The organism is Devriesea agamarum (assembly GCF_900070355.1).
In the GTDB taxonomy this organism is placed as follows: Bacteria; Actinomycetota; Actinomycetes; order Actinomycetales; family Dermabacteraceae; genus Devriesea; species Devriesea agamarum.
The window spans coordinates 2,178,549-2,200,925 of sequence record NZ_LN849456.1; the positions used below are offsets into that span (position 1 = coordinate 2,178,549).

The 22,377-nt window shown below is 61.2% G+C and carries 16 protein-coding genes; 12 read left to right on the plus strand and 4 right to left on the minus strand.

Annotated elements, in window-relative coordinates:
- Window positions 1-46: 46 nt before the first annotated feature.
- The 5 genes from BN1724_RS09270 (at window position 47) to iolG (ending at window position 7,254) form a co-directional block, all read left to right on the plus strand.
- Window positions 47-1,777, plus strand: a complete 1,731-nt coding sequence (locus BN1724_RS09270) for a glycerol-3-phosphate dehydrogenase/oxidase (RefSeq protein WP_058235126.1) — start codon at window positions 47-49, stop codon at window positions 1,775-1,777.
- 284 nt (window positions 1,778-2,061) lie between these two features.
- Window positions 2,062-2,805 (plus strand): MIP/aquaporin family protein, encoded by a 744-nt coding sequence (locus tag BN1724_RS09275; RefSeq protein WP_058235127.1) that lies wholly within the window; start codon window positions 2,062-2,064, stop codon window positions 2,803-2,805.
- Between the two features lie 63 nt (window positions 2,806-2,868).
- On the plus strand, window positions 2,869-4,404 hold the full coding sequence (gene glpK, locus BN1724_RS09280) for a glycerol kinase GlpK (protein ID WP_058235128.1): 1,536 nt from the start codon (window positions 2,869-2,871) through the stop codon (window positions 4,402-4,404).
- 362 nt (window positions 4,405-4,766) lie between these two features.
- Complete coding sequence (locus BN1724_RS09285; RefSeq protein ID WP_084252934.1) at window positions 4,767-6,011, plus strand: MFS transporter; 1,245 nt, start codon at window positions 4,767-4,769, stop codon at window positions 6,009-6,011.
- 253 nt (window positions 6,012-6,264) lie between these two features.
- Window positions 6,265-7,254, plus strand: a complete 990-nt coding sequence (iolG, locus tag BN1724_RS09290; RefSeq protein ID WP_058235130.1) for an inositol 2-dehydrogenase — start codon at window positions 6,265-6,267, stop codon at window positions 7,252-7,254.
- Between the two features lie 56 nt (window positions 7,255-7,310).
- Here iolG and BN1724_RS09295 read toward each other — a convergent pair whose 3' ends face one another.
- Entirely contained in the window at window positions 7,311-8,885 is a 1,575-nt protein-coding gene (locus BN1724_RS09295) for an FGGY-family carbohydrate kinase (protein ID WP_058235131.1), read from the minus strand.
- Between the two features lie 4 nt (window positions 8,886-8,889).
- Entirely contained in the window at window positions 8,890-11,208 is a 2,319-nt protein-coding gene (locus tag BN1724_RS09300; RefSeq protein WP_084252935.1) for an FdhF/YdeP family oxidoreductase, read from the minus strand.
- Window positions 11,209-11,278: 70 nt separating this feature from the next.
- Between BN1724_RS09300 and BN1724_RS09305 the strand changes: the two genes are divergently transcribed.
- Window positions 11,279-11,776 carry an NUDIX domain-containing protein gene (locus BN1724_RS09305; protein ID WP_084252936.1) on the plus strand — a complete coding sequence of 166 codons (498 nt, stop codon included), beginning with the start codon at window positions 11,279-11,281 and terminating at the stop codon, window positions 11,774-11,776.
- Between the two features lie 168 nt (window positions 11,777-11,944).
- Window positions 11,945-13,189, plus strand: coding sequence for an alpha/beta hydrolase (locus BN1724_RS09310; RefSeq protein WP_058235132.1), 1,245 nt, complete (start codon window positions 11,945-11,947; stop codon window positions 13,187-13,189).
- A 148-nt stretch (window positions 13,190-13,337) separates the two neighbouring features.
- On the opposite strand, the gene BN1724_RS09315 is transcribed toward BN1724_RS09310, so the two are convergent.
- On the minus strand, window positions 13,338-13,874 hold the full coding sequence (locus BN1724_RS09315) for a hypothetical protein (RefSeq protein ID WP_058235133.1): 537 nt from the start codon (window positions 13,872-13,874) through the stop codon (window positions 13,338-13,340).
- A 758-nt stretch (window positions 13,875-14,632) separates the two neighbouring features.
- Window positions 14,633-16,672 carry an aminotransferase-like domain-containing protein gene (locus BN1724_RS13200; RefSeq protein WP_197671785.1) on the minus strand — a complete coding sequence of 680 codons (2,040 nt, stop codon included), beginning with the start codon at window positions 16,670-16,672 and terminating at the stop codon, window positions 14,633-14,635.
- 323 nt (window positions 16,673-16,995) lie between these two features.
- Between BN1724_RS13200 and pdxS the strand changes: the two genes are divergently transcribed.
- The 5 genes from pdxS (at window position 16,996) to BN1724_RS09345 (ending at window position 22,350) form a co-directional block, all read left to right on the plus strand.
- A complete protein-coding gene (gene pdxS, locus BN1724_RS09325) occupies window positions 16,996-17,910 on the plus strand; it encodes a pyridoxal 5'-phosphate synthase lyase subunit PdxS (protein WP_058235924.1) in 915 nt (304 codons plus the stop codon).
- 19 nt (window positions 17,911-17,929) lie between these two features.
- Window positions 17,930-18,838, plus strand: a complete 909-nt coding sequence (pdxT, locus tag BN1724_RS09330; RefSeq protein WP_058235135.1) for a pyridoxal 5'-phosphate synthase glutaminase subunit PdxT — start codon at window positions 17,930-17,932, stop codon at window positions 18,836-18,838.
- Window positions 18,839-19,149: 311 nt separating this feature from the next.
- On the plus strand, window positions 19,150-20,103 hold the full coding sequence (locus BN1724_RS09335) for a carbohydrate ABC transporter permease (protein WP_084252938.1): 954 nt from the start codon (window positions 19,150-19,152) through the stop codon (window positions 20,101-20,103).
- Window positions 20,100-20,948, plus strand: a complete 849-nt coding sequence (locus BN1724_RS09340) for a carbohydrate ABC transporter permease (protein WP_058235136.1) — start codon at window positions 20,100-20,102, stop codon at window positions 20,946-20,948. Before BN1724_RS09335 ends, BN1724_RS09340 begins: the two co-directional genes overlap by 4 nt.
- Window positions 20,949-21,054: 106 nt before the next feature.
- Entirely contained in the window at window positions 21,055-22,350 is a 1,296-nt protein-coding gene (locus BN1724_RS09345; protein ID WP_058235137.1) for an ABC transporter substrate-binding protein, read from the plus strand.
- The last annotated feature ends 27 nt before the right edge of the window (window positions 22,351-22,377 follow it).

Genomic DNA, 22,377 nt, shown 5'->3' on the forward strand with positions numbered 1-22,377 from the left:
CGTCGCCGACCCGAAGGCAGTATCGCAGTCAACGAGGAGCAGGTTCATGGCCGACACCGGAGTCTTGTCCCGCGCCACGCGCGCCGAAGATCTTGAAAGGTTAGCGGCGACCAGTGCCGCAAAGCCGCTCGACGTTCTCGTCGTCGGAGGCGGCGTCACCGGAGCGGGGGCCGCCTACGACGCCGCGCTGCGCGGTCTGGATGTGGGACTGCTGGAAGCATCCGACTGGGCATCCGGCACCTCATCCCGCTCATCCAAACTCATGCACGGCGGCTTGCGCTACCTAGAAATGCTCGACTTCAAGCTCGTCGCCGAAGCGCTGCGCGAACGGGACCTGATGATCCGGCACACCGCACCGCACCTGGTGCACCCGATCAGCTTCGTGTTCCCGTTTGAAAAACCGTTCATCGACCGCGCATTCATCGGCTCCGGCGTCCTGCTGTACGACGCGATGGCCGTGCGGCCCGGCGTGAAGCGGGCCGTGCCCATGCATCGCCACCACACCCGCGGCACCCTGCGCAAGCGTTTCCCCGCCCTGGATCTGGACGTCATCACCGGTGCACTCGAGTACTACGACGCGCAGGTAGATGACGCCCGCTTCGTCGAGGTGCTGGTCCGGTCGGCCCGCGCCCGCGGAGCAGCCACCGCCAACTATGTCAAAGTGGTGGACTACCTGCACGAGGGCGACCGAGTAGTAGGGGCTCGCGTTCGCGACGAAGAATCCGGTCAAGAGTTCGACGTCTACGCGCGATGCACCATCCTCGCCGGAGGTGTGTGGACCGAACAGCAGCAAGACCTCGCCCAGGCAGATACCGGGCTGAAAGTGCTGGCCTCCAAAGGCGTGCACATCACCGTCGCCAAAGACCGCATCGCCGCAGATCCCGACGTCGGCGTCATCACCAAAACCGAGAAGTCGGTGCTGTTCATCATCCCCTGGGACACCTATTGGATTATCGGCACGACCGACACCCCGTGGAATGAAGCCGTGGATTCACCCGTGGCTACCTCGGACGACATCGACTATGTGCTGGAGCACGCCAACGCGGTCCTCAGCGACAACCTCACCCGCGATGACGTGATCGGCGTGTACGCGGGCCTGCGGCCACTGCTGCAACCCGTCGGAAAAGATGCCGGAGCCTCCACCAAGGTCTCCCGCGAACACACTGTCATGGAGGTCGAACCCGGCCTGACCGCGATTGCAGGCGGCAAATACACCACCTACCGCGTGATGGCGGAGGACGTCGTCGATTTCGCGATCCGCGACCACTACCGCGACCGGACCTGCCTGACCGAGTCGGTGCCGCTGCTCGGCGCCCAGGGCTACGGAGAACTCAAAGGCCGCGCCGACGACATCGCCCGCACATACGGCTTCAGTGCTGAGCGGATTCAGCGGCTGCTGCGCCGTTACGGTTCGCTGCTTCCCGACCTGCTGGCGCTGATCGACGAGGATTCCTCCCTCGGCCAGCCGCTAGCCGGAGCCGAACGGTACCTGCGCGCCGAAGCCGTGTATGCGGCACGCTACGAAGGCGTGGTGCACCTGGATGACCTGCTCGAACGCCGTATGCGACTGAATTACGAAGTCGCCGACCGCGGTGTCGGAGTCGCCGACGAAGTAGCCACCTTGGTGGCTGAAGATCTCGGCTGGGATGAGCAGCGCGTCAGTGAAGAGGTGAAAGCCTTTAAGCGCCACGTCGCAGCACAGCGCGCAGCCGAGGGCACACATGATGACGCCAGCGCTGTCGCTGAGCTGGTCGCTGCTTCTCACACTGAGAGCTAGACCGGGGAACCTCAAGCCGAAGACGTAGGTCTTGTGAACTCGGCGGGCGGAGCCGGAAGAGCCGTCGCCGCCCGCCGATTTCCCCTGTGCGATACGGTTCATCGCAGCACCGGACCGGATGCGGCGACCGTGTCATTGCCATCAACCCGTCGGATAAACGCCGGGTGATACTGTTCAGTAAATTGGGTGCGGAGCATCAAGAGTCTGCCGCCCCGCAACCATTGCCATGACGGTTCGCCGCTTCCCCTGTCCCCGCGGCGAATCCCACTCAACGAGGAGAACGCATGGGAACTATCTTCCTGCACGAGTTCGCGGGAACCGCGATGCTCATCCTGCTGGGCGGCGGCGTCGTCGCCAACAATTTGCTCACCAAGAACAAAGGTAAAGACGGTGGCTGGCTCATGATCAGCTTCGGCTGGGGTTTAGCCGTCTTCGCAGGTGTGTACGTGGCCTACCGGACGGGTGCCCACCTCAACCCGGCGGTCACCCTAGGCCTGTGGGCCAACGGCAGTGACCTGTACGTCGGTGACGCAGCTCGAAACCTGCCGGCCATTCACGCCACCCTCCCCAACATCCTGACCTACCTGATCGCGCAAGTGTGCGGTGCATTCGTCGGCGCCATCCTGTGCTGGCTCGCGAACAAGAAGCACTACGACGAAGAGCAGGACGCGGGTCTGATCCTCGGCACGTTCTCCACCGGACCTGCGATTCGCTCCTACGGATGGAATGTGCTGACCGAGGTGATCGGCACCTTCGTGCTCGTCTTTGTCGTCATCCTGTTCGGCGGTAGCCCCTCGGGCCTTGGCCCGTTGGCCGTCGCTCTATTAGTGGTGGCCATTGGCGTCTCCCTCGGTGGTCCGACCGGTTACGCCATCAACCCTGCCCGTGACCTCGGTCCGCGTATCGCGCACGCCCTGCTGCCGATTCCGCACAAGGGGAGCTCCGACTGGTCCTACTCGTGGGTGCCGATCGTGGGCCCGATCATCGGTGGCGTGGTGGCTGGTCTGCTGGCCAAAGCGTTCATCTGAACCTGACACGACATTCCCTGATCCTGACACCACTTCCGCTCACCAGATTCCGAAGGAGCCATCATGAGCGACACGACTAAGTACATTCTTGCCATCGACCAGGGCACCACCTCGACCCGCGCCATTGTGTTCGACCACTCCGGGAACATTGTGGCCAGCGGGCAAAAAGAGCACCAGCAGATCTTCCCTAAATCAGGGTGGGTTGAGCACGATCCAGCTGAGATTTGGGCCAACACCCGCCACGTAGTCGGACAGGCCCTGGTCAACGCCGAGATCAACCGGCACGATCTGGCTGCCGTCGGTATCACCAACCAGCGTGAAACCGCGGTGGTGTGGGATAAAACCACCGGTGAACCCGTCTACAACGCGATTGTCTGGCAGGACACGCGTACCCAGCGGATTTGCGACGAACTCGCCGGGGACGACGGAGCCGATAAGTACAAGGAGCGGGTCGGACTTCCTCTGGCGACCTATTTCTCCGGCCCCAAGGTGAAGTGGATCCTCGACAACGTCGAGGGTGCGCGCGAGAAAGCTGAACGTGGCGACCTTCTGTTCGGTAACACCGACTCCTGGCTGGTGTGGAACATGACCGGAGGTTCCGACGGCGGTGTGCACGTCACCGACGTCACCAATGCCTCGCGCACCATGCTGATGAACATCGACACCCTCGACTGGAACCCCGATATTTGTGCCGACATGGGAATCCCCATGTCGATGCTGCCCGAGATCAAGTCCTGCTCTGAGATTTACGGGTACGGGCGTAAACGAGGTCTGTTGATCGACACCCCGATTGCGGGCATCCTCGGCGACCAGCAAGCCGCCACCTTCGGCCAGGCCTGCTTCGAGGTCGGCATGGCCAAGAACACCTACGGCACCGGTAACTTCATGCTGATCAATACCGGCGAAGAGCTCGTGCGCAGCGATAACGGTCTGCTGACCACCGTGTGCTACAAGCTCGGCGAGAACAAGCCGGTCTATGCCCTGGAAGGTTCCGTGGCCGTGACCGGTTCGCTCGTGCAGTGGGTGCGCGATAACCTCGGCCTGATCGACAATGCCCCCCAGATCGAGGACCTGGCCAAGCAGGTTGAGGATAACGGCGGGTGCTACATCGTCCCGGCGTTCTCCGGTCTGTTCGCACCGCATTGGCGAGCTGACGCTCGCGGCGTGGTCGTCGGCCTGACCCGGTATGTGAATAAGAACCACATCGCCCGGGCAACGCTTGAAGCCACCGCCTTCCAATCTCGTGAGCTGCTCGATGCGATGAATGCTGATTCCGGTGTCGATCTCACTGAGCTGAAGGTTGACGGCGGCATGGTGAAAAACGAAACCCTGATGCAGTTCCAGGCTGACATTCTTGGGGTTCCCGTGGTGCGTCCGAAAGTTATTGAGACCACCGCGCTGGGCGCCGCTTACGCAGCCGGAATTGCTGTGGGCTTCTGGTCCGGTGAAGAAGATGTGGTTGCGAACTGGGCCGAGGATAAGCGGTGGGAGCCGCGCATGGACGACGAGACTCGTGAGCGCTACTTCCGGCTGTGGAAGAAAGCCGTGTCTAAGGCCTTTGACTGGGTGGACGACGATGTTGAGGCGCTCTACGGCTGATCTTTGAGGTCGCTAGTGGCCTAGCTCGGTAGTGCGCGTGAAGTGCGCAGTGAGTGAGGTCGAGGCAGATCTGCAATAGATTAGGTCGATCGTGAGCTTCTACGTCTCACGTTGGATCATACGGGCAGGTCGGATGCTAAGGTAGGCGTCCGACCTGCCCGATATTTATGCTTGTATGGGCTATGGGCTATGGGCTATGGGCTATGGGCTATGGGCTATGGGCTATGGGCTATGGGCTATGGGCTATGGGCTATGGGCTATGGGCTATGTGAGTGCAATGCGGGCACGTGCGATACAGACGCGCACAATGCGAGCAGGGGCGGGCAGAACTGTGCTGGGCGTGATGGAGGGGGAACGCGCGTTTGGTCCTACCTAAAGTGGTCGCGATCTGGAGTGTTCAAGGAGTTTCGAGAACTCTGTCGAGCGCCGTCACGGTGGCGCTATCGCTGTACCTGTTTCACAACACCGGCTCTGCGGTGGTGCTGTCATCCGTTTTAGCTGCGAGTATGCTCGCCTCGATTTATCTGTCCCCGATTGCGGGTGGATTCGCCGACCATTTTCCCAAGCGCAATGTCCTGTTGATTGCCAACCTAGGCTTAGCTGCCCTTGCGGTTGGCATAGGAATCAGTGCGACTTCTGACCAGGGATATGCGGCACTGTTTGCGCTGATCGTCATATCCGGCGGCTTCGACGCGGTGATTGCTGTGACGTTGCAGGCTGCCGTCAGAGACCTCTCGGATGACCACGATTTGGTGCGCGTCAACGCGCTGACCGTTCTGCTGCAAAACGCCCCGTTGATCGCTGGACCGCCGCTCGGCGCATGGCTCTATGTCAGCTTCGATTTCCTGCACATCAGCTACGCCAACGCCGCATCATTCGTGCTTGCGGGCGTTATTGCCATGGCTTTGCCGCGGCATCGGCCCGAGGCGGTGTATGGATCGTGGATCACCATGCCGTTTCGCGGGGCGCGTGATGGCCTCGCGCTGCTGTGGCGCGACCGGGATATGCGCAGTACCCAACTCGCGTATTCACTGTCCAACGTCGGCAACGGGCTCAGCGCCGGCGTCATCTCAGCGTTTGTGATCTCCCGAGCCTCGAACCCGGAAACATCGGTGGCTGCGTATGCGACCGCCGGCACCGTGGGGGTGCTCGGGGTATCGGTGGCGATGATGCTTTGGCGTCTGCCCGGGTCACGCTCGCGTTGGGTGATTGCCGGGCTCATGATCGGGGTGCTCGGTGGACGTCTTCCGCTGCTCGCGACTGCAACCTGGCTGAGCGTTGCGCTGATCGGGTTTGTTCGGTCCGCTGCGCTAGAGGCTTCCAATGCTCCTCTGCTCGCGATCTGGCAGCAGGCAACGCCCCGCGAGCAGCAGGGCCGGATCTTCGGTGCCCGTCGGCTGCTTGCCCAGGGGCCGTACCCGATTGCAGTCTGGCTCGGGGGCTTTATTGCTGAAGAGGTTGGTTACCGGACCGAACACGCTCATGGATTCGATGGGATGAGCCTGGTCATCGTGATCGGCGCGGCCATTGAACTGGTGGCGGTGGTGTTGCTTGCGCGCTGGAGCGGAATCGCCAGGCTGGAACGCAGGCGTTCGGTCAGCACGTGAGCACACCGGTGCGAGTTTGACGGATGCGGGTTGTGATGTGCGCGGCGTGGCCGTGGCTGGACACCTCGAGCGCACCCCGCAGGAACCGCCTCGCTTCCCAGGAACTACCAAACAAATCCCGCGTCTTGTGCGCGATAATGTCAGGACATACGCTTGTGTGGTACCTGGCTATCAGTGCGACATCTGAGACTGCGCTCGATATCGCGAAGCTAAACGGCACACATACCACCGGAGATCAACGAGGAGTTCCACCATGACCCGCATTGCCCTGATCGGAGCCGGACGCATCGGCACTGTGCACGCTCGCGCCGTAAGCGCATCACCCGGGGTTGAGCTCGCCCTGGTCTGCGACCCGTTTGAGGACCGCGCCGCTCAGATCGCCTCCGTCTACGGAGCCGACCACTCGGCCGACCTCCAGGATGCATTCCGCCGGGATGACGTCGACGCCGTCATCATCGGGTCACCAACCCCCTTCCATGTTGAGCACATCCTGGCCGCTGTGTCCGCCGGCAAGCGGGTGCTGTGCGAAAAACCGGTCGCCCTCGATCTCGACCAGGCCAAGCGGTGCCTCGACGAACTCGGCGACCAGGCGCAACACGTCATGATGGGCTTCAACCGTCGCTTTGACCCCACCTTCGCGGAAATTCATCAGCGAGTGCAGCAGGGAGAAATCGGTGATCTTCAGCAGCTCACCATCGTCAGCCGTGACCCCGCCGCCCCTCCCGTGGAATATGTCGCTACCTCCGGTGGACTTTTTAAGGACATGACAATCCACGACTTTGACATGGCCCGCCATTTCCTCGGAGACATCGCCGGAGTTTCGGCCCGCGGCACCGTGATCGACCCCGCGATTGGCGAACAAGGCGACATCGACCAAGCCATCGTCACGCTGTGGAACGCAGCCGGGCGCACAGCCGTGATCGTGAACTCCCGGACCTGCGCCTACGGTTACGACCAGCGTCTGGAAGCCTTCGGGGCCACCGGCTCGCTCAGCGCCGACAATCTGACCGCTACCGCAGTGCGCCGCGCCGATGCCCAGACCACGCTAGCCAAGGGACCGGTGCTGGACTTCTTCCTTGCCCGCTACGCCGACGCCTATCGGATCGAAATCGAGGCGTTCCTTAAGGCCGCTAAGACGGGGGAGCCGGTCAGCCCGTCAGTGATCGACGGGTACGAAGCCCTCCGGGTCGCGGAAGCAGCCGGTCAGAGCCTCGCGCAGGGAGGAAACCCGGTCAGTTTGTGATCGGGTATCAGTGACAAGGAGTCTGTGACCGCCCCATACTCACACGAATGACCCGCTCAGGGCTGTAGCGACGCTAAACGATGCTGCAGCCCTGAGGTCGTTCGGTGCAGATCCCGGTATAAGCCATACAGCTCCTCGTACAGGCCCCGGGTATCGCGGGAACCGTGGGGCACAAGGGCTTCATGGGCGTCGCGGACCTCACCGGGCTGTAGGGACCCGAACGCAGCGCGCGCCTCGCTGTTCAGGCTACAGGACGGTTCGATGCGATGCTCAACCGGATTCCACTCATCAACGCACGCGCACATCCCGATCGCCCGCGCCGCCAGGAAAGCATTCCCGTAAGAAGCCCCCACCGAATAACGGTGAACCTCCTGAGGGATACCCGTCACTTCGGTGACCACGGCGGTCCAAAGCGAGGCCTGAGTACCGCCACCCGCACAGGTGATGCGATTAATCTCCACACCTGCACCGCGCATCGCCTCCAGATTGTGGCGCACCGCGAAAGCCGTGGATTCAAGAATCGCCCGGTAGATGTCGCCGCGCACATGACGGGTGGTCAGCCCCGCAATCACGCCGCGCGCATCCGGATCGTGCAGAGGCGAACGCTCACCCGCAAAATACGGCAAAGCCAAAAGGCCGTTAGCGCCGGGTGGGGACTTTTCGGCCTCGGCAACCAGCTGCGCATACGAGATACCACCGGTCAGATCCCGAAACCACGACGTGATGCTACCGGAGGCGGCGAGACCTCCGGCTAGATGGCGCATCCCCAGTTGCGTCCCCGCGGTCCCCCACATCGCCGGATGCCGCACCCGCCGCGGCACGTTTGCGATCAGGAACATCGTGGAACCGTACATTAAAAACAGTTCCCCCGCCCGAACCGCACCCACAGACTCTTGTTCAGCCCAAGCATCAATAGTCCCGTACAGCACAGGGGTTCCGGCCTGAAGCCCCGGGAGTTCAGCAGCCACCGACGCCGTGACCTCGCCGCAAATATCCCGAGCCCAACCCAAACGCGGCAGCATCAGTCCGGGTAAAAGATCGCGCACCAGATTGTTATCCCAGGTCAACGTCTCGGCATCCAGTAGCGGGGTGCACTGGCTAGCCGAATGCCGATCCAAGACGTATTCACCGGTCAGGTGCCGAATGAGCCACGATGCGGGCATATATAAGCGAACCCCCGCGGCAAACTCCTCAGGAGCATGGTCCTGGAACCACATGAGCTTGGGACCGGCAGCCTGCGAGGTGAGCGGACTGTCGCAGGTCGCCAGCACCCTCTCATCGCCGAGCAAATCACGCAGACGAGCAATCTGCGCACCCGACCGGGTGTCCACGCCGTATAAAGCCGCCGGGGCGAGGGGGCGGTCCGCGTGATCGGTCAGCCCGACGCACGGACCCATCCCCGACACCCCGATCGCGAGAACTCGCACCGGGTAGGCGGCAATGAGCTGGGAGAACAGAGCCTTGAACTCGTCCCACCACAGCCGCATATCCATCTCTACCCGGCCACCCGAGGCATGGGTGACGCGATGCTCGACGGTCCTTGCACCGATCACCGAGCCGTCAGGATCAACCAGAACAGCCTTGGAACTGCCGGTGCCGATATCGACCCCGAGGAACGCCTCGCCGCGCATAATCTCAGCGGAGCGGAACCGGACCCCGGTGCTTCGTCGGCTCCAAACGGATCACCACAGATTTGTACACCGGCGTGTACGAATCCTTCGCCACCTGTCGGTTGTGCACCAGCACATTGGCCTCCGGGAAGTAGGCCAAAGCGCAGTCCCGTGCGGTCGGGTACGACACAATCCGGAACGCGACCGCCGTATGTTCCTCACCCTCGAAAATGGAGGTGATGTCAACGATCTGCCCGTCGCTCAGCCCCAGACGCGCGATGTCGTCGGGGTTTACAAAGATGACCCGACGGCCCTCAGCAATTCCGCGGTAGCGGTCATCGAGACCATAAATCGTCGAATTGAACTGGTCGTGGGACCGGGAGATCTGCAACAGCAGATGCTTCTCAGGAATCCGTACGACATCCAGTTCGGACGCCGTGAAATTCGCTTTACCCGTCGGCGTATTAAAGGTCCGAGAATCGCGCGGCCCGTTGGGCAGTTGGAACCCGCCAGGAATGTTCAACCGCTCATTGAAGTTCTCAAAACCGGGAATGATCCGGGAGATATGGTCACGGACCACGTCGTAGTCGTGTTCCATAGCGTCCCAGTCGATCTTCGGATTGAGTGGGAACGTGCGCTTAGCGATGCCAGCGATGATGGACGGCTCGCTGCGCAGCATGTTCGAGGCAGGCTTTAACCGACCCCGGGTGGCGTGCACCATCGACATGGAATCTTCCACGGACAGTCGCTGCGGCTTACCACCGGTCATATCCAGCTCGGTCCGACCGAGCGTAGGCAGAATCAGCGAAATCTTGCCGGGCGCGGTATGCGTTCCGTTCAACTTCGTGGAAATGTACACCGTCATGTCGCAGTTACGCAGCGCTTTTTCGGTGTAGTCAGAATCGCCGGTGACCCGGGCGAAGTTCCCGCCCATCTGCAGGAAGAAGGTCGCCTTGCCCTCGGCCATCGCGCGCACCGCGTGGACGGTATCCACTCCATGCTGACGCGGGCTGGTGATGCCAAACTCGCGATCCATCGCCTGCAAGAACTGTTCCGAGGGCTGCTCGGTGATGCCCTGGGTGCGGTCCCCCTGCACATTTGAATGGCCGCGGACCGGGCACAGTCCCGCCCCGGGCCGACCGATATTGCCGGTCAGCAGCAGCAGATTCACGATCTCCTGAATGGTCGCGACTGATTGACGATGCTGCGTGACGCCGAGCGCCCAGCACACGATGACGGACTTCGCATCCATCACCATCTGCGCGACCTTTTCGATCTGCGCCCGCGCAACACCGCTGGCGTGCAGGATGTCCTCCCATGAGACGCGGTCCAATGCCGCCACCAGATCGTCATAGCCGTGGGTGTACTCCTCGACGAACTGGGCGTCGACAGCACCGTGTTCCAGCAGCACTTTGTTCACACCCATGAAAAACGCGAGGTCACCCGCGAGCCGGACCTGAACGAACTCGTCGGCGAGCTTCTGCCCGTGCCCGAGCACATCCTTCGGTGACTGCGGATCCTTAAAACGCAGCAGGCCCGCTTCCGGCAGAGGGTTGACCGCAACGATCTTGCCGCCGTGCTTCTTGTTCTCCGCCAGCGATGCGAGCATTCGCGGATGGTTGGTTCCCGGATTCTGACCTGCAATGATGATCAAATCCGAGGTTTGCACGTCGTCGAGCGTGACGGTGCCTTTGCCGACGCCCACGGTCGGAATCATGGCAACGCCCGAGGACTCATGGCACATGTTCGCGCAGTCCGGCAGATTGTTGGTTCCCAGCTGACGGGCCAACAATTGCAGCATGAACGCGGTTTCGTTCTCCGTGCGACCGGACGTATAGAAAATCGCCTGGTCGGGATGATCCAAAGAATTCAGCTGATCGGCGATAAGGGTGTACGCCTCTTCCCAGGTGATCGGTTCGTAATGCTCACGCCCCTGCCGAAGCACCATCGGATGGGTGAGCCGACCCTGTTCGCCGAGCCAGTAGTCAGACTTTTCATGCAGCTCAGAAATGCTGTGGCGCGCAAAGAACTCCGGTGGCACCCGGCGCAGCGTCGCCTCATCGGCCACAGCCTTCGCCCCGTTCTCACAAAACGCGATCGGCCTGCGGATCTCGGCGGGTTCATCCGGCCATGCACAGGACTGGCAGTCGAACCCGTTGTGCTGGTTCACCCGAAGCAGCGTGCGCGCAGTCCGCCGCGGCCCCATCTGCTCCATACCGGTTTTCAAAGCATTCAGACCCGCGGGCAAACCGGTAGCCCACGTTTCAGGTTTGTGGATCGTCAGATCGCGGTCGCCCTTGTCATCGCGCGGCGCTGGACGAGCAATGAGGGAGTCGATGTCCATGGAGACCTTCCTCTCGGGTCACGGTAACGTCGCCATTGTTCCACGCCGTACCTTCTGAGACAGTGAGAGCGTGAACCTGTTGCTGCCCGATCCGGTGTATTTCGCGTCGTTACCCAAGGTCATCACGTCAGGAGCGGCGCTCATTCGTGACGAAAAAGATCGTGTTCTGATCGTGAAACCCAACTATCGCACCCACTGGCTGCTGCCCGGCGGCTGTCTGGATGAGGGCGAGGACGCCCGGCAATGCGCCCGCCGGGAGGTGCGTGAAGAGCTGGGGCTGGACGTGGAGGTGGGGCGACTGCTGGTAGTGACCTGGGTTCCCGCATCGCCTGCGCGAGGCGCCCCAATGGGCGTGCATTTCGTGTTCGACGGGGGCGTGCTGCCCGCCGCCGAGATCGCCCAGAAAATTGTGTTGCAACAGAGCGAGCTGGACGCCTGGGATCTCGTGGATCCCCAGGATGCTGCGTGTCTGAGTGACTGGGGTGTGGCCAGGGTGCAGCGCGCCGTGCGGGTGGCTCGCGGTGAGGAAGCGGCGGACCTCGACGGCTTGATGGGGATGCCGGGGTGATGACGGGCCTGGCACGGCGGTGGCGGACTAGCGGATGCTCTAAGGGCGCCGCACCCGGTCTCGTGTCGTTGGGCGAAGTGCTCGCCGCGGTGTAAATCCCGCAGCGATATGCGACGATGCTCGATAGATTTCCAGCTCACGGTGCGCCGATTCTTCGAGGAGAAACCTATGTCGACCGCCTCTGTCGCCTCTGCTGCGTCCGCTACCCCGAGCGACGCCGAGCGCCGCGACCAGTTCGGGCGCACACCCCGCCCTGCCTACGATCCGGCAGTTGCAGCGTTTTTAGAGCGGGTGCCCCCTGCTCCTTTGGATAGTGCGGATGATATTCCGGTTCGTCGGGCCGGAAGCGAACGGACCCTGCGCGATGTGTTGGCACAGCTCTCACCCGAGCAACGGGACCGCGTGGCTCATGACGAAATACAGGTGCCGGGATATAAGGGGCATGCGCTGACCGTGTCGCTCTTCCGCGATGCCCGCCATGGTGAGGCAGAGGCAGAGGCAGAGGCCGGAGCTGAGGTGGGGACTGGTGCAGCGAGCCCCGATGCGCACGGCGCTGAGCACCCTCAGAATGGGGGCGACGCTGCGCAAGGCGATGCTGCGCAGGGGGACGTTGCGCAGGGCGCCGCCACCAAGGGACCGGGATTCGTGTTTTTTCATGGCGGCGGCATGATGTTCGGCAATCGCTTCCACGGGATTGAATTGCTTCTTCCCTGGATCTTTGACCACGGCGGAGTGCTGATGTCGGTCGAATACCGCCTCGCCCCGGAACACCCCGCTCCGATTCCGGTTGAAGACTGCTACGCAGCGCTCGTCGCCCTGACCGAACGCGGCCATGACCTCGGGTTTGATCCGCAAAGGCTGATCCTGATCGGGGTCAGCGCCGGTGGCGGACTCGCCGCCGGAACCATGCTGCTTGCGCGCGACCGTCGAGGCCCGAGCCTGCTTGGCGTCAATCTGATCTGCCCGATGCTGGATGATCGGAACGACTCCCTGTCATGCCAACAATTCGAGACGCTCGGCACCTGGACTCGACGTGCCAACGCTATCGGCTGGGCGGCTCTGCTCGGTGACGCCGGACCTGACGAGCAGGTCTCGCCCTATAACGTGCCCGCTCGCGCAACCTGGCTCGGCGATTTGCCGCCCGTGTGCATTGAGGTGGGTAGTGCCGAGCCGTTCCGTGACGAAAACATTGCCTTCGCGTCCGCGATCTGGCGAGACGGTGGAGCCTGTGAACTGCATGTCCTACCGGGTGGAACGCACGCCTTTGAAGGGTATGTGCCTCATCTTGCGATTGCTCAGCAGGCGATGCACACGCACGGCGAGTTTGTGCGCCGCCTTCTCAAACCGTCCGATGTTGAAACAGTGGCTGAGCGCATGGTTAATGCGGCCACGCAGGGGTACGTCGAACAGTAGGTTGGTGCCGATTCTCTGTGAAGCGTTTATGTGATCCGCCGACGTAAACCAGCCAAAAGCACGAGGTGCTCGAACAAACTTGTCCGAGCACCTCGTGCTTTGAATAGACTCTAGTAAAGGTCGTTAGCTGCTATATAGAGCAGTACCCTTACATGCAGGCTTCAACCACCTGCTGGATACCCATGATCTCGTTCAGAACTTTCTCGGCTTCCTTACCAAAGTCGATGCTGAGCTTGCCTGAGCGCAGAGCCTCCCACACGCCCTTGATGCCGCCATACTTCTTGAAAGCCTGAACGATCCACTGAATGATCTTGATGACCGAGATCCCGAACTTCACCACGACCGAGACCACAGAGAATGCGCACTTCACCGGGTTGGTCACCATGACGGTGTTACCTAACGGGGTGGAGAACAGGCGCGGCTGCGGCGGGGTGACAACCTTGAGGTCACCGAGATGAGCGCGCAGCTTTTCTTCGTAGTTGGGGTACGACTTCGGGTCGGCCTTCTTGAGGTCCGCCGGAAGTGCGTCGAGGCGGCCTACGATGGTCTCCAGCTGCTTGGTCGGATCCTCAGGGGTATCCATGAAGCCGAGGCTAACCGGAGTGTCGGCTGCGTAAGCCACCGACGGAACGGTCAGGGCGAGCCCGCAGATGCCAGCGGTCTGGAAGAACGAGCGGCGATGCATGAGATGGTCCTTTGCAGTTGAATGCTATGCGTTTGTGGTGCGACGAGGGCGGGGAACTCGTCACGCAGGAAGGTTAAAACAGAAAAGAAAACAGAAGCCGGGATATATCCCAGAGAGAGGAGGAGAGTATACGAAAGATAGATTGAACTCAGATTAGCTGTGAGTTGAATGAATGCTTTCGCTAGATTACCTCGCTTAAATGATCACAATCCGTCACGACCTCTCAGTTAGTTCCTGTGCTTCACCCAGCAATCGTTCATGACACCTTTCTGACTCGACATCTACGTGAGGTCAGGCCGAGCCTCAGGTAGCTAGCTCGAGCCTCAGGTAGCTAGCTGCGGCATGGCGCCGAAGCAGTTGCGGCTGCTGACGTGGTTGTTTGCTCGTGGCATAGGTATTGAGGCGGGGGCGGAGCTTGGTTGGTAGCCCGGATTGTCAGGTGTGAAATCCGAATAAAGGCCCTATTTAGTGATGGGTAGGGTGTCAGTGGGGCCTTGGTGATGGGTGGGGTGTCGGCGGGGGCTTGGGGATTGGTGAGCTTGGGTTCCGGCATCTTTGGGTGGATGGGATTCTGACGGTCCCCAGCATGGAGTCTGATGATGACCGGCTCGGAGCCTTTCATGGCGAGGCAGACCGTAAGATTGTCATGAATAGGTGATCGCCTAAATCCATTAATTGCTAAAAGATGACATCCGGAACCTCGAAGGATTTATCTTGTATTTTGATAAGGCTAAATTTATAGCTACCCCGCGACGGTTTTACGTAGTAAATGTTCCCTCACATGCTGCGACCAGATGTGGCAATGCCTGAGTTAGAACAGTGTCGTCGATGCCTGCATATCCGAATACGATTCCGTGGCGGACGGAATCGGTCGAACGTCCCCAGTAATCGCTCAATGGCCTCACCAAAAGTCCCGCTGTGCGGCAACGGGATACGACCTCGGCATCGGGGTCTGATGTATGGACAACCGCGTCCAGTCCGCCGGGCATCGGCGCTAAACGTGCTCGAGTTGCCGTTGCGAAGGCGTGAAGAACAGCATCGCGTCGCCGCCGATACATGGCCCGCATTGTCCGGGTGTGGCGATGCAAATGCCCAGAGTTCAAAATATGTGCCACGGCCCGCTGAGTAAGGGTGGCCACCGGCATTCCAAGCGTTGCACGCAGCATTTCGGTCTGCGTCACCAATTGGGGGGGCAAAACTAAATATCCAGTTGCTAGGTCGGGCGATAGGACCGTCGAGAAAGTCCCGAGCAGCGCCACGTGGGTGCCATTGGTATCCAGTGAGGCAAGTGCGGGTAGAGGTGCGCCAACGTATCGAAGCTCAGAATCGAAGTCATCCTCTATGAGCAGCACATCGTTGTTCCGAGCCCATTCCAGTAACGTAAGACGGCGCGACAGAGGCAGCGAGCCACCGAGCGGGTACTGATGGCTGGGGGTGATGATTAGCGCGTCCGGAGCGTGGGAACCGCTGGGCAGATTGTCGGTGCGAAGGCCGTCATCATCGACGGGGAACGGGACCACACGGTGCCCCAGCAGGTCTGGTACCGCCCTAAGCCCTGGATAGCCAGGGGATTCCACTCCTATGCGTAGCATCGGCCGGGGTAACAGATCCGCTTCATGGGCCTGAGTTAGCCCTATGCGGTCCGTTGGCAGCGACCGCTCCCGTGAACCGACATCAACGTGCGTAGCTGACGCCGTCCGATCCGGCTGAGTGAGTGCGAGCAAAAGCAGGGAAAGGCCTTCTCGGGCGCCTGCAGTGATGCCGATTTGGTGCGGGTTGGTGTGAACACTGCGGGTACGCCGAAGATACGACGAGATTGCGAGTTGAAGCGTCGGGTCGCCGATGAGGCTGTTGCCCGTGGTGAGCTGATGACCGCGACCGGGTTGACTGCGAGAGGCGGACTGGGTGCCGGACCTGGCTCGGTCACGGGACCCAGCTCGGTCAGCAGGCTCTCGTCGACCTGCTGCTCCGGAGCTATCCGGATAGTGAGCCTTAGCCCCAGATGCGGTTACGGGGGTGCTTGCGCATACGGATGTGGGTGTAGGGCAAGGGACCTGAGCCGAGCCCGCATGATGACGGGCCGCTTCGCGCCAAGCGGCACGCCACACTGGTCCGGCGAGCCGACTGACATCAGGTCGGCCCGGGCGAAGATCCAGCACGTCAGTCCCGGATATGCCAGGTGTGGGACTGTTCGATGTGCGTTTCGTGGTGCTATATAGAGCATGTGGTGGGGTGTGAGGTGACGCGAGTTGCTTCGTGCTAGCTGGGGTGTTCAGTGCGGAGCCATGTAGCGGGGATGCGAGTGGTCCGGTCTTGTGGACCCTGGTTCCGTCAAACCCCGCCTCATGGGCCCCGGACTCGCCAAATCCCGCCTCATGAGCTCCGGACCTACCAAAACCCGCCTGATCACCCCCGGACGCATATGCCCTCTTCCCATATGTTTCGGTCCTCTGAATCCCGATCCCGTCGACCTCTGAATTGTCTGGGCTAAGGCGAGGACTTGCGCCAAGAATGTGTTGCGGGTGGATTCGTTCGAGATCAGGGTTGATGCACGTCGATCGGCCCTGACCGGCTGATAGATACCCCTCGCCGAGCAGCTGATCGTAGGCGGCGACCACGCTGCCGCGCGAAATACCGAGCCGACTACTGAGGTGCCTCGTAGAGGGAATAGTCTCGCCGGGAGTGAGCGTCCCATTCGCGACCAATTCGCGTAAACCATCGGCAATTTGCACGGGAAGTGACCGTGGATCGCGGCGGTCGATCCTGAGGGGTACAGCGAGGTCTACACGGGCCGTCATACGGGAATTCTGAACCCTCGCGCCCCAACTGGTCTAATCCAATGCGTAGGAAATGGATCTAGAAAAGGACCAGTGGGTGGCGGACGATAGCGAACATGTCTGCCGATGTACACGCCACCACTGCCCGTTCCGCCACCACTCGTTCGTCAGAGGACCTCCTCACGACGTCCCGGTCCGCCGAGGCCCAGTCCGCCGAGGTTGACCCCGCGGGCGACCGCTTCGCTGACGACAATCGCCCCACGGATACCCGCTCAGCCAGCGCATCCGGCGCTAGCTCCTCGGGCCAGGCCTCACCCAGCTCCGTTGGAACCAGCCCCACTGGTATCAGCCCCGCCTCACCCAGCCCCGCCGGAACCGGATCGCCATTGGTCAAGCGCGGACTCGCCGACATGCTCAAAGGTGGCGTGATTATGGACGTGGTCACTGCTGAACAGGCGCGGATCGCTGAAGACGCCGGAGCCGTTGCGGTGATGGCCCTGGAACGAGTCCCTGCCGATATCCGCGCCCAGGGCGGTGTGGCCCGCATGTCTGATCCCGACCTGATCGACGACATCATTTCGTCCGTGTCAATTCCGGTGATGGCCAAGGCGCGCATTGGGCACTTCGTGGAAGCTCAGGTGTTGCAAGAACTCGGGGTGGATTACATTGACGAGTCGGAAGTGCTCAGCCCCGCCGACTACTCCCACCACATCGATAAACAGGCCTTTACCGTGCCGTTCGTCTGCGGAGCGACCAACCTCGGGGAAGCACTGCGCCGGATCGCTGAAGGTGCGGCGATGATTCGTTCCAAAGGGGAGGCCGGCACCGGAGACGTCTCCGAAGCCACCAAGCACATCCGGGTCATCCGCCAGCAGATCGCACAACTGCACGCGACGTTCACAGCAAATCCCGACGAGCTGTACGTGGCGGCCAAAGAGCTTCAGGCCCCGTACGACCTCGTGCGCGAGGTTGCCGAGACCGGAACGCTGCCGGTCGTGCTGTTTACCGCCGGGGGCGTGGCAACACCGGCGGACGCCGCCATGATGATGCAGCTGGGCGCGGACGGAGTGTTCGTAGGCTCCGGCATCTTCAAGTCCGGGAACCCGGCCCGGCGCGCGGAAGCTATTGTGCAGGCCACCGCCCAGTATGACTATCCGCGGGCCATTGCGGAGGCTTCGCGCGGGCTCGGCGAAGCGATGGTCGGTATCAACGTGGCGGATCTGCCCGCACCGCACCGACTGGCCGAACGCGGTTGGTGATAGCGGCAAGGATACGAACGTGTCGTTCAGTAAATACCGCGCCCCGAGTTGCGCCCACTCCTCCCATCCGGTGACCCCTCGTATCGGCATTCTCGCCCTCCAGGGTGGAGTGGCCGAGCATGCCCGGATGATGGAGTGGCTCGGTGCCGAGGTGGTTTTGGTGCGCAAAGCCGAGCACATTGTGTGGGACCCGCGTCGCCTTGCCGGAACCGCGTCTCAGGGTGGGAGCGCATCCCACGATAAGAGTTCACCTCGTGAGGGCGTGGTCCCGCCGGAGGATGAACCCCCGCTGGAGGATGAACCCCCGCAGGTTGATGTCTCCCAGCAGATTGATGTCTCCCCGCACCTTGGTGGACACGTACCCGGTCCTGGCATCGCCGCGATCAAAGGCCCCCCGCCTCTGGACGGGCTCATTCTGCCGGGTGGGGAATCCTCGACCATCGACCGGCTGCTGCGTCGATTCCAGATGGCGCAGCCGCTGGCAGAGGCTATCCGCGCGGGCCTGCCGACACTGGCCACCTGCGCTGGTTTAATCCTGCTTGCGCGGGAGGTGATCGATCCGGCTCCTGGACAGAAGAGCCTCGCGGTGCTGGATATCTCGGTGCGGCGCAATGCGTTTGGGCGACAAGTTGATTCGGCGGACGAAATAGTGCACACCGCGTATGGTCCGGTGGCGGCGGCTTTTATTCGAGCGCCTGCGGTGGAACGGGTCGGGCCGGGCATCAACGTGATTGCCCGCCGGGATCACGCTGATGGCAGCGACCGCCTGGAGTCCTGCAGCCGGGTCCAGCCGCACTCCCAACCCCTCACCCAGGGACCGATTGTCGGCGTTGACACGGCGACGGTCATCGGAGTGTCGTTCCATCCTGAGCTCACCGGAGACGACACCGTGCACCGCGAACTATTGCGGCGGGCCACAGGGCACTGACACCGACGCTGTAAGCAGTCGATCCCGTACTAATCGGGGCTGTTGCGTCAAGGGAATTTTGTCCTCGCGCAGCAGCCCCGCGTCGGTCAACGCCCTACCCCCAATGCCCATTCTGATCCAGATTATGCTTGTGATCAGCGCTGATGTGAGCCAATATCCATAGCGTCGAGGGGGAACCGCCCTCTGCGCGTCACCTTCTGTTCATCTTTTGTTCCCACCGTATTCATCCGCGATCCCTAATGTCCTAGAACGTGAGCTCGACCGCACCGCCTCCGACGCCGCAGGTTTCCGCTTGTCACAACACAGGTGCGGTGCCACTCACCGACACATCCCGCGATGCTGCATCCCTCGCAGACGAACCTGGCGTTGCGGGGGCACATCCCGCTAGACGCCGCCGACTTCGCACCTGGCTACTGTTTGCCGGACTCATCGCCCCCAACCTGATTCTGCTCGGCGTTTTCACCTACCGGCCCCTGCTGGACGATATCCGCCTCTCGTTCTTCGACTGGAATATTTCGTCCCCGACGTCAACCTTTGTCGGGCTACAGAACTACATTGAGTGGTTCGCACGCGACGACACCTGGCAGATCGTCCTGAATACCGTGGTGTTCACCATTGCCGCTGTGGTCGGCTGCATGCTGCTCGGGCTGGGCCTGGCTCTGCTGCTGGACCAAAAGCTCTTCGGACGCAATGCTGTGCGTTCAGCGATCTTCGCGCCGTTCGTGTTGTCGGGTGCCGCCGTTGGTTTGGCCTTCCAGTTCGTCTTTGACCCCACATTCGGCATGATCCGCGATCTCGCCGGACGCATTGGACTGGGCGTGCCCAACTTTTACGAAGATCCCACCTGGGCCATGGTCATGCTGACGTTGACCTACATCTGGAAGAACGTGGGGTACAGCTTCGTGATCTACCTGGCCGCGCTGCAAGGGTTGCGCCAAGATCTGTACGAAGCAGCGGCTATCGACTCGGCATCGAGATGGACCACATTCCGTCGGATCACCCTGCCGCAGCTGCGCCCGACCACCTTCTTCCTCTCGATCACCGTGATGCTGAACTCTCTGCAGGTCTTCGACATCATCAACGTGCAGACCCGCGGCGGTCCCCAAAACACCGGCACCACCACCATGATTTACCAGGTGTATGTGGAAACCTTCGTGAACCAGCGCGCGGGATACGGGGCGACCGTCGCCACGATCATGTTCGTGGTGCTGCTCATCATCACCCTGATTCAAGTGCGCATGATGGATAAGGACGGAGCCCGATGAATACTGCCGCAGGCCAGGGTTCCCTAGCGCGCAAGCTCCTCGGATACGGGGGGATGGCGGTAGTGCTGCTCATCATTGGGGTGCCGCTGCTATGGGTGCTCATCGCGAGTGTGAAGACCCCGCCGGATGTGCACACGGTGCCCGCCACCTGGATTCCCCGCCCCGTCACGGGTGAGAACTACCAGTATCTAATGGAGCAGATTCCGTTCCTGACCTACCTGCGTAACTCGTTCATCATTGCGGGCACGCTAACCGTCGTGAAGGTGCTACTCGGCGTCATGAGCGCATTCGCGCTGGTATTCTCCGACGTTTCGCGCAAGCTCCGCAATATTTTGTTCGTGGTGATTGTCGCCGCGCTGCTGATCCCTAATCAGATCACCGTGATTTCCAACTATGCGTTGGCATCACAGCTCGGGTGGCGCAATACCTTCGTCGGAATTATCGTTCCGCTCGCAGGCGTCGCATTTGGCACTTTCCTCATGCGCAATCATTTTTTGAGCCTGCCCAGTGAAGTGATCGAAGCAGCCCGGATGGACGCTGCCAGTCCGATGACTTTGCTGCTTAGGGTTGTGCTTCCGATGAGCTGGCCCACTCTGGTGGCTTTTGTTCTGATCACCCTGGTCAACGAGTGGAATGAATACCTCTGGCCGTTCCTCATGTCCGACCAGGCCAATACGGCCCCTCTTCCCATCGGCTTGACCCTGTTGCAAAACAATGAGGGTGCCTCGAACTGGGGACCGATTATGGCGGGAACTCTGCTAACGATGCTGCCGGTTCTCATCGTGTTCTTGATCCTGCAAAAACCCATGATCAAGGGCCTCACCTCCGGAGCGGTGAAGGGATGACTGTCGCCGCCCCCAGTTTGCGCCCGCGGAATATACCCCTGAATGTTCCACTGTTGTTCCTCCTGCATTCCCCGCTCATCCACCGTCACTAGTTCTGAGGAGCCTCATGGCTACATATACTCGCCGCGGTCTGTTTGGCCTCGGGTTCGCCGCCAGTTCCGTTGCGCTCGCCGGCTGTGCCGGGATGGGTGGCGGATCCCAGCAGTCTGGCGATGCCAATAACTTGCAGTTTTGGTCCAACCATCCGGGCAGTTCCAAATCTGTTGAACAGGAACTCATTAAGGGGTTCGAGCAGGCCAGCCAGGGCGTGAAGATCACACTGGTGGATGGCGGCAAGGATTACGAGGAAGTCGCCCAGAAATTCAATGCCGCGCTGTCGGGCGGAGACTTGCCCGACATTGTGGTGGTCTCCGATGTCACCTGGTTCAATTTCGCACTCAATAAGCAGCTGGCTCCGATTGATGATCTCGCGCAGAAAGCGGGTCTGGACCTGTCGGACTATGTGAAGCCGCTGTATGCCGACTACCAGCTCGAGGGCAAGCACTATGCGCTGCCGTACTCCCGCTCGACGCCGCTGTTTTATTACAACAAGACCATGTGGAAGGCTGCGGGCCTGCCGGATAAGGGGCCTGAATCGTGGGACCAGCTGCGCGAATGGTCTGATGCGCTGCGTTCAAAAGCTGGCGCGAAATTGGCTTGCGCCATGGCCAATGGAGCCAATTACCTCGACTGGACCTTCCAGGGACTCGCGTGGTCTATGGACGGAGCCTATTCCAAAGATTTCACGGCAACCTTCACCGACCCGAACACGGTAAAAGCCGCAACCTTCGTGCAGGAATTCAAAAAGTCGGGACTGTTTGACGTCTCCCCAGACCCTGCTCCGGTGTTCTCCTCGGGGCAGGCCGCTTGCATTGTGGAATCCACCGGATCGTTACAAGCGATCTTGAAGGGATCAGCAGGAAAGTTCGAGGTGGGTACCGCGTTCTTGCCGGGTCCGAAGGGTCGCAGCTGCCCGACGGGTGGCGCGGGATTGGCTATTCCCGCGGGTATTTCCGAAGAGCGCAAGATCAATGCGCTCAAAGCAATCGGTTTCCTCACCAACACCGACTCCACTGCCACGTTTGCGGAGGCCACCGGGTATATGCCGGTCCGCACCTCCGCGTTGCAGACGCAGAAAATCAAGGACTACCTAGCGAAGGTTCCGCAGGCGAAAACCGCGCTGGATCAGTTGGAATACACCAAGCCTCAGGATGCGGCACGAGTGTTTGTTGCTGGCGGTGGCAAGCAGATCGGTGGCGCGCTGGACAAGATCGTCCAAGGCCAGAGTGTGCCCACGGTTCTCGGTGATCTCCAGGCGTGGATGAAGCCCAAGCTGGATGATCTCGCCAAGAAAGTGAAGTGAGCGTGGCCCTAGTCGGCGCGCATTGCT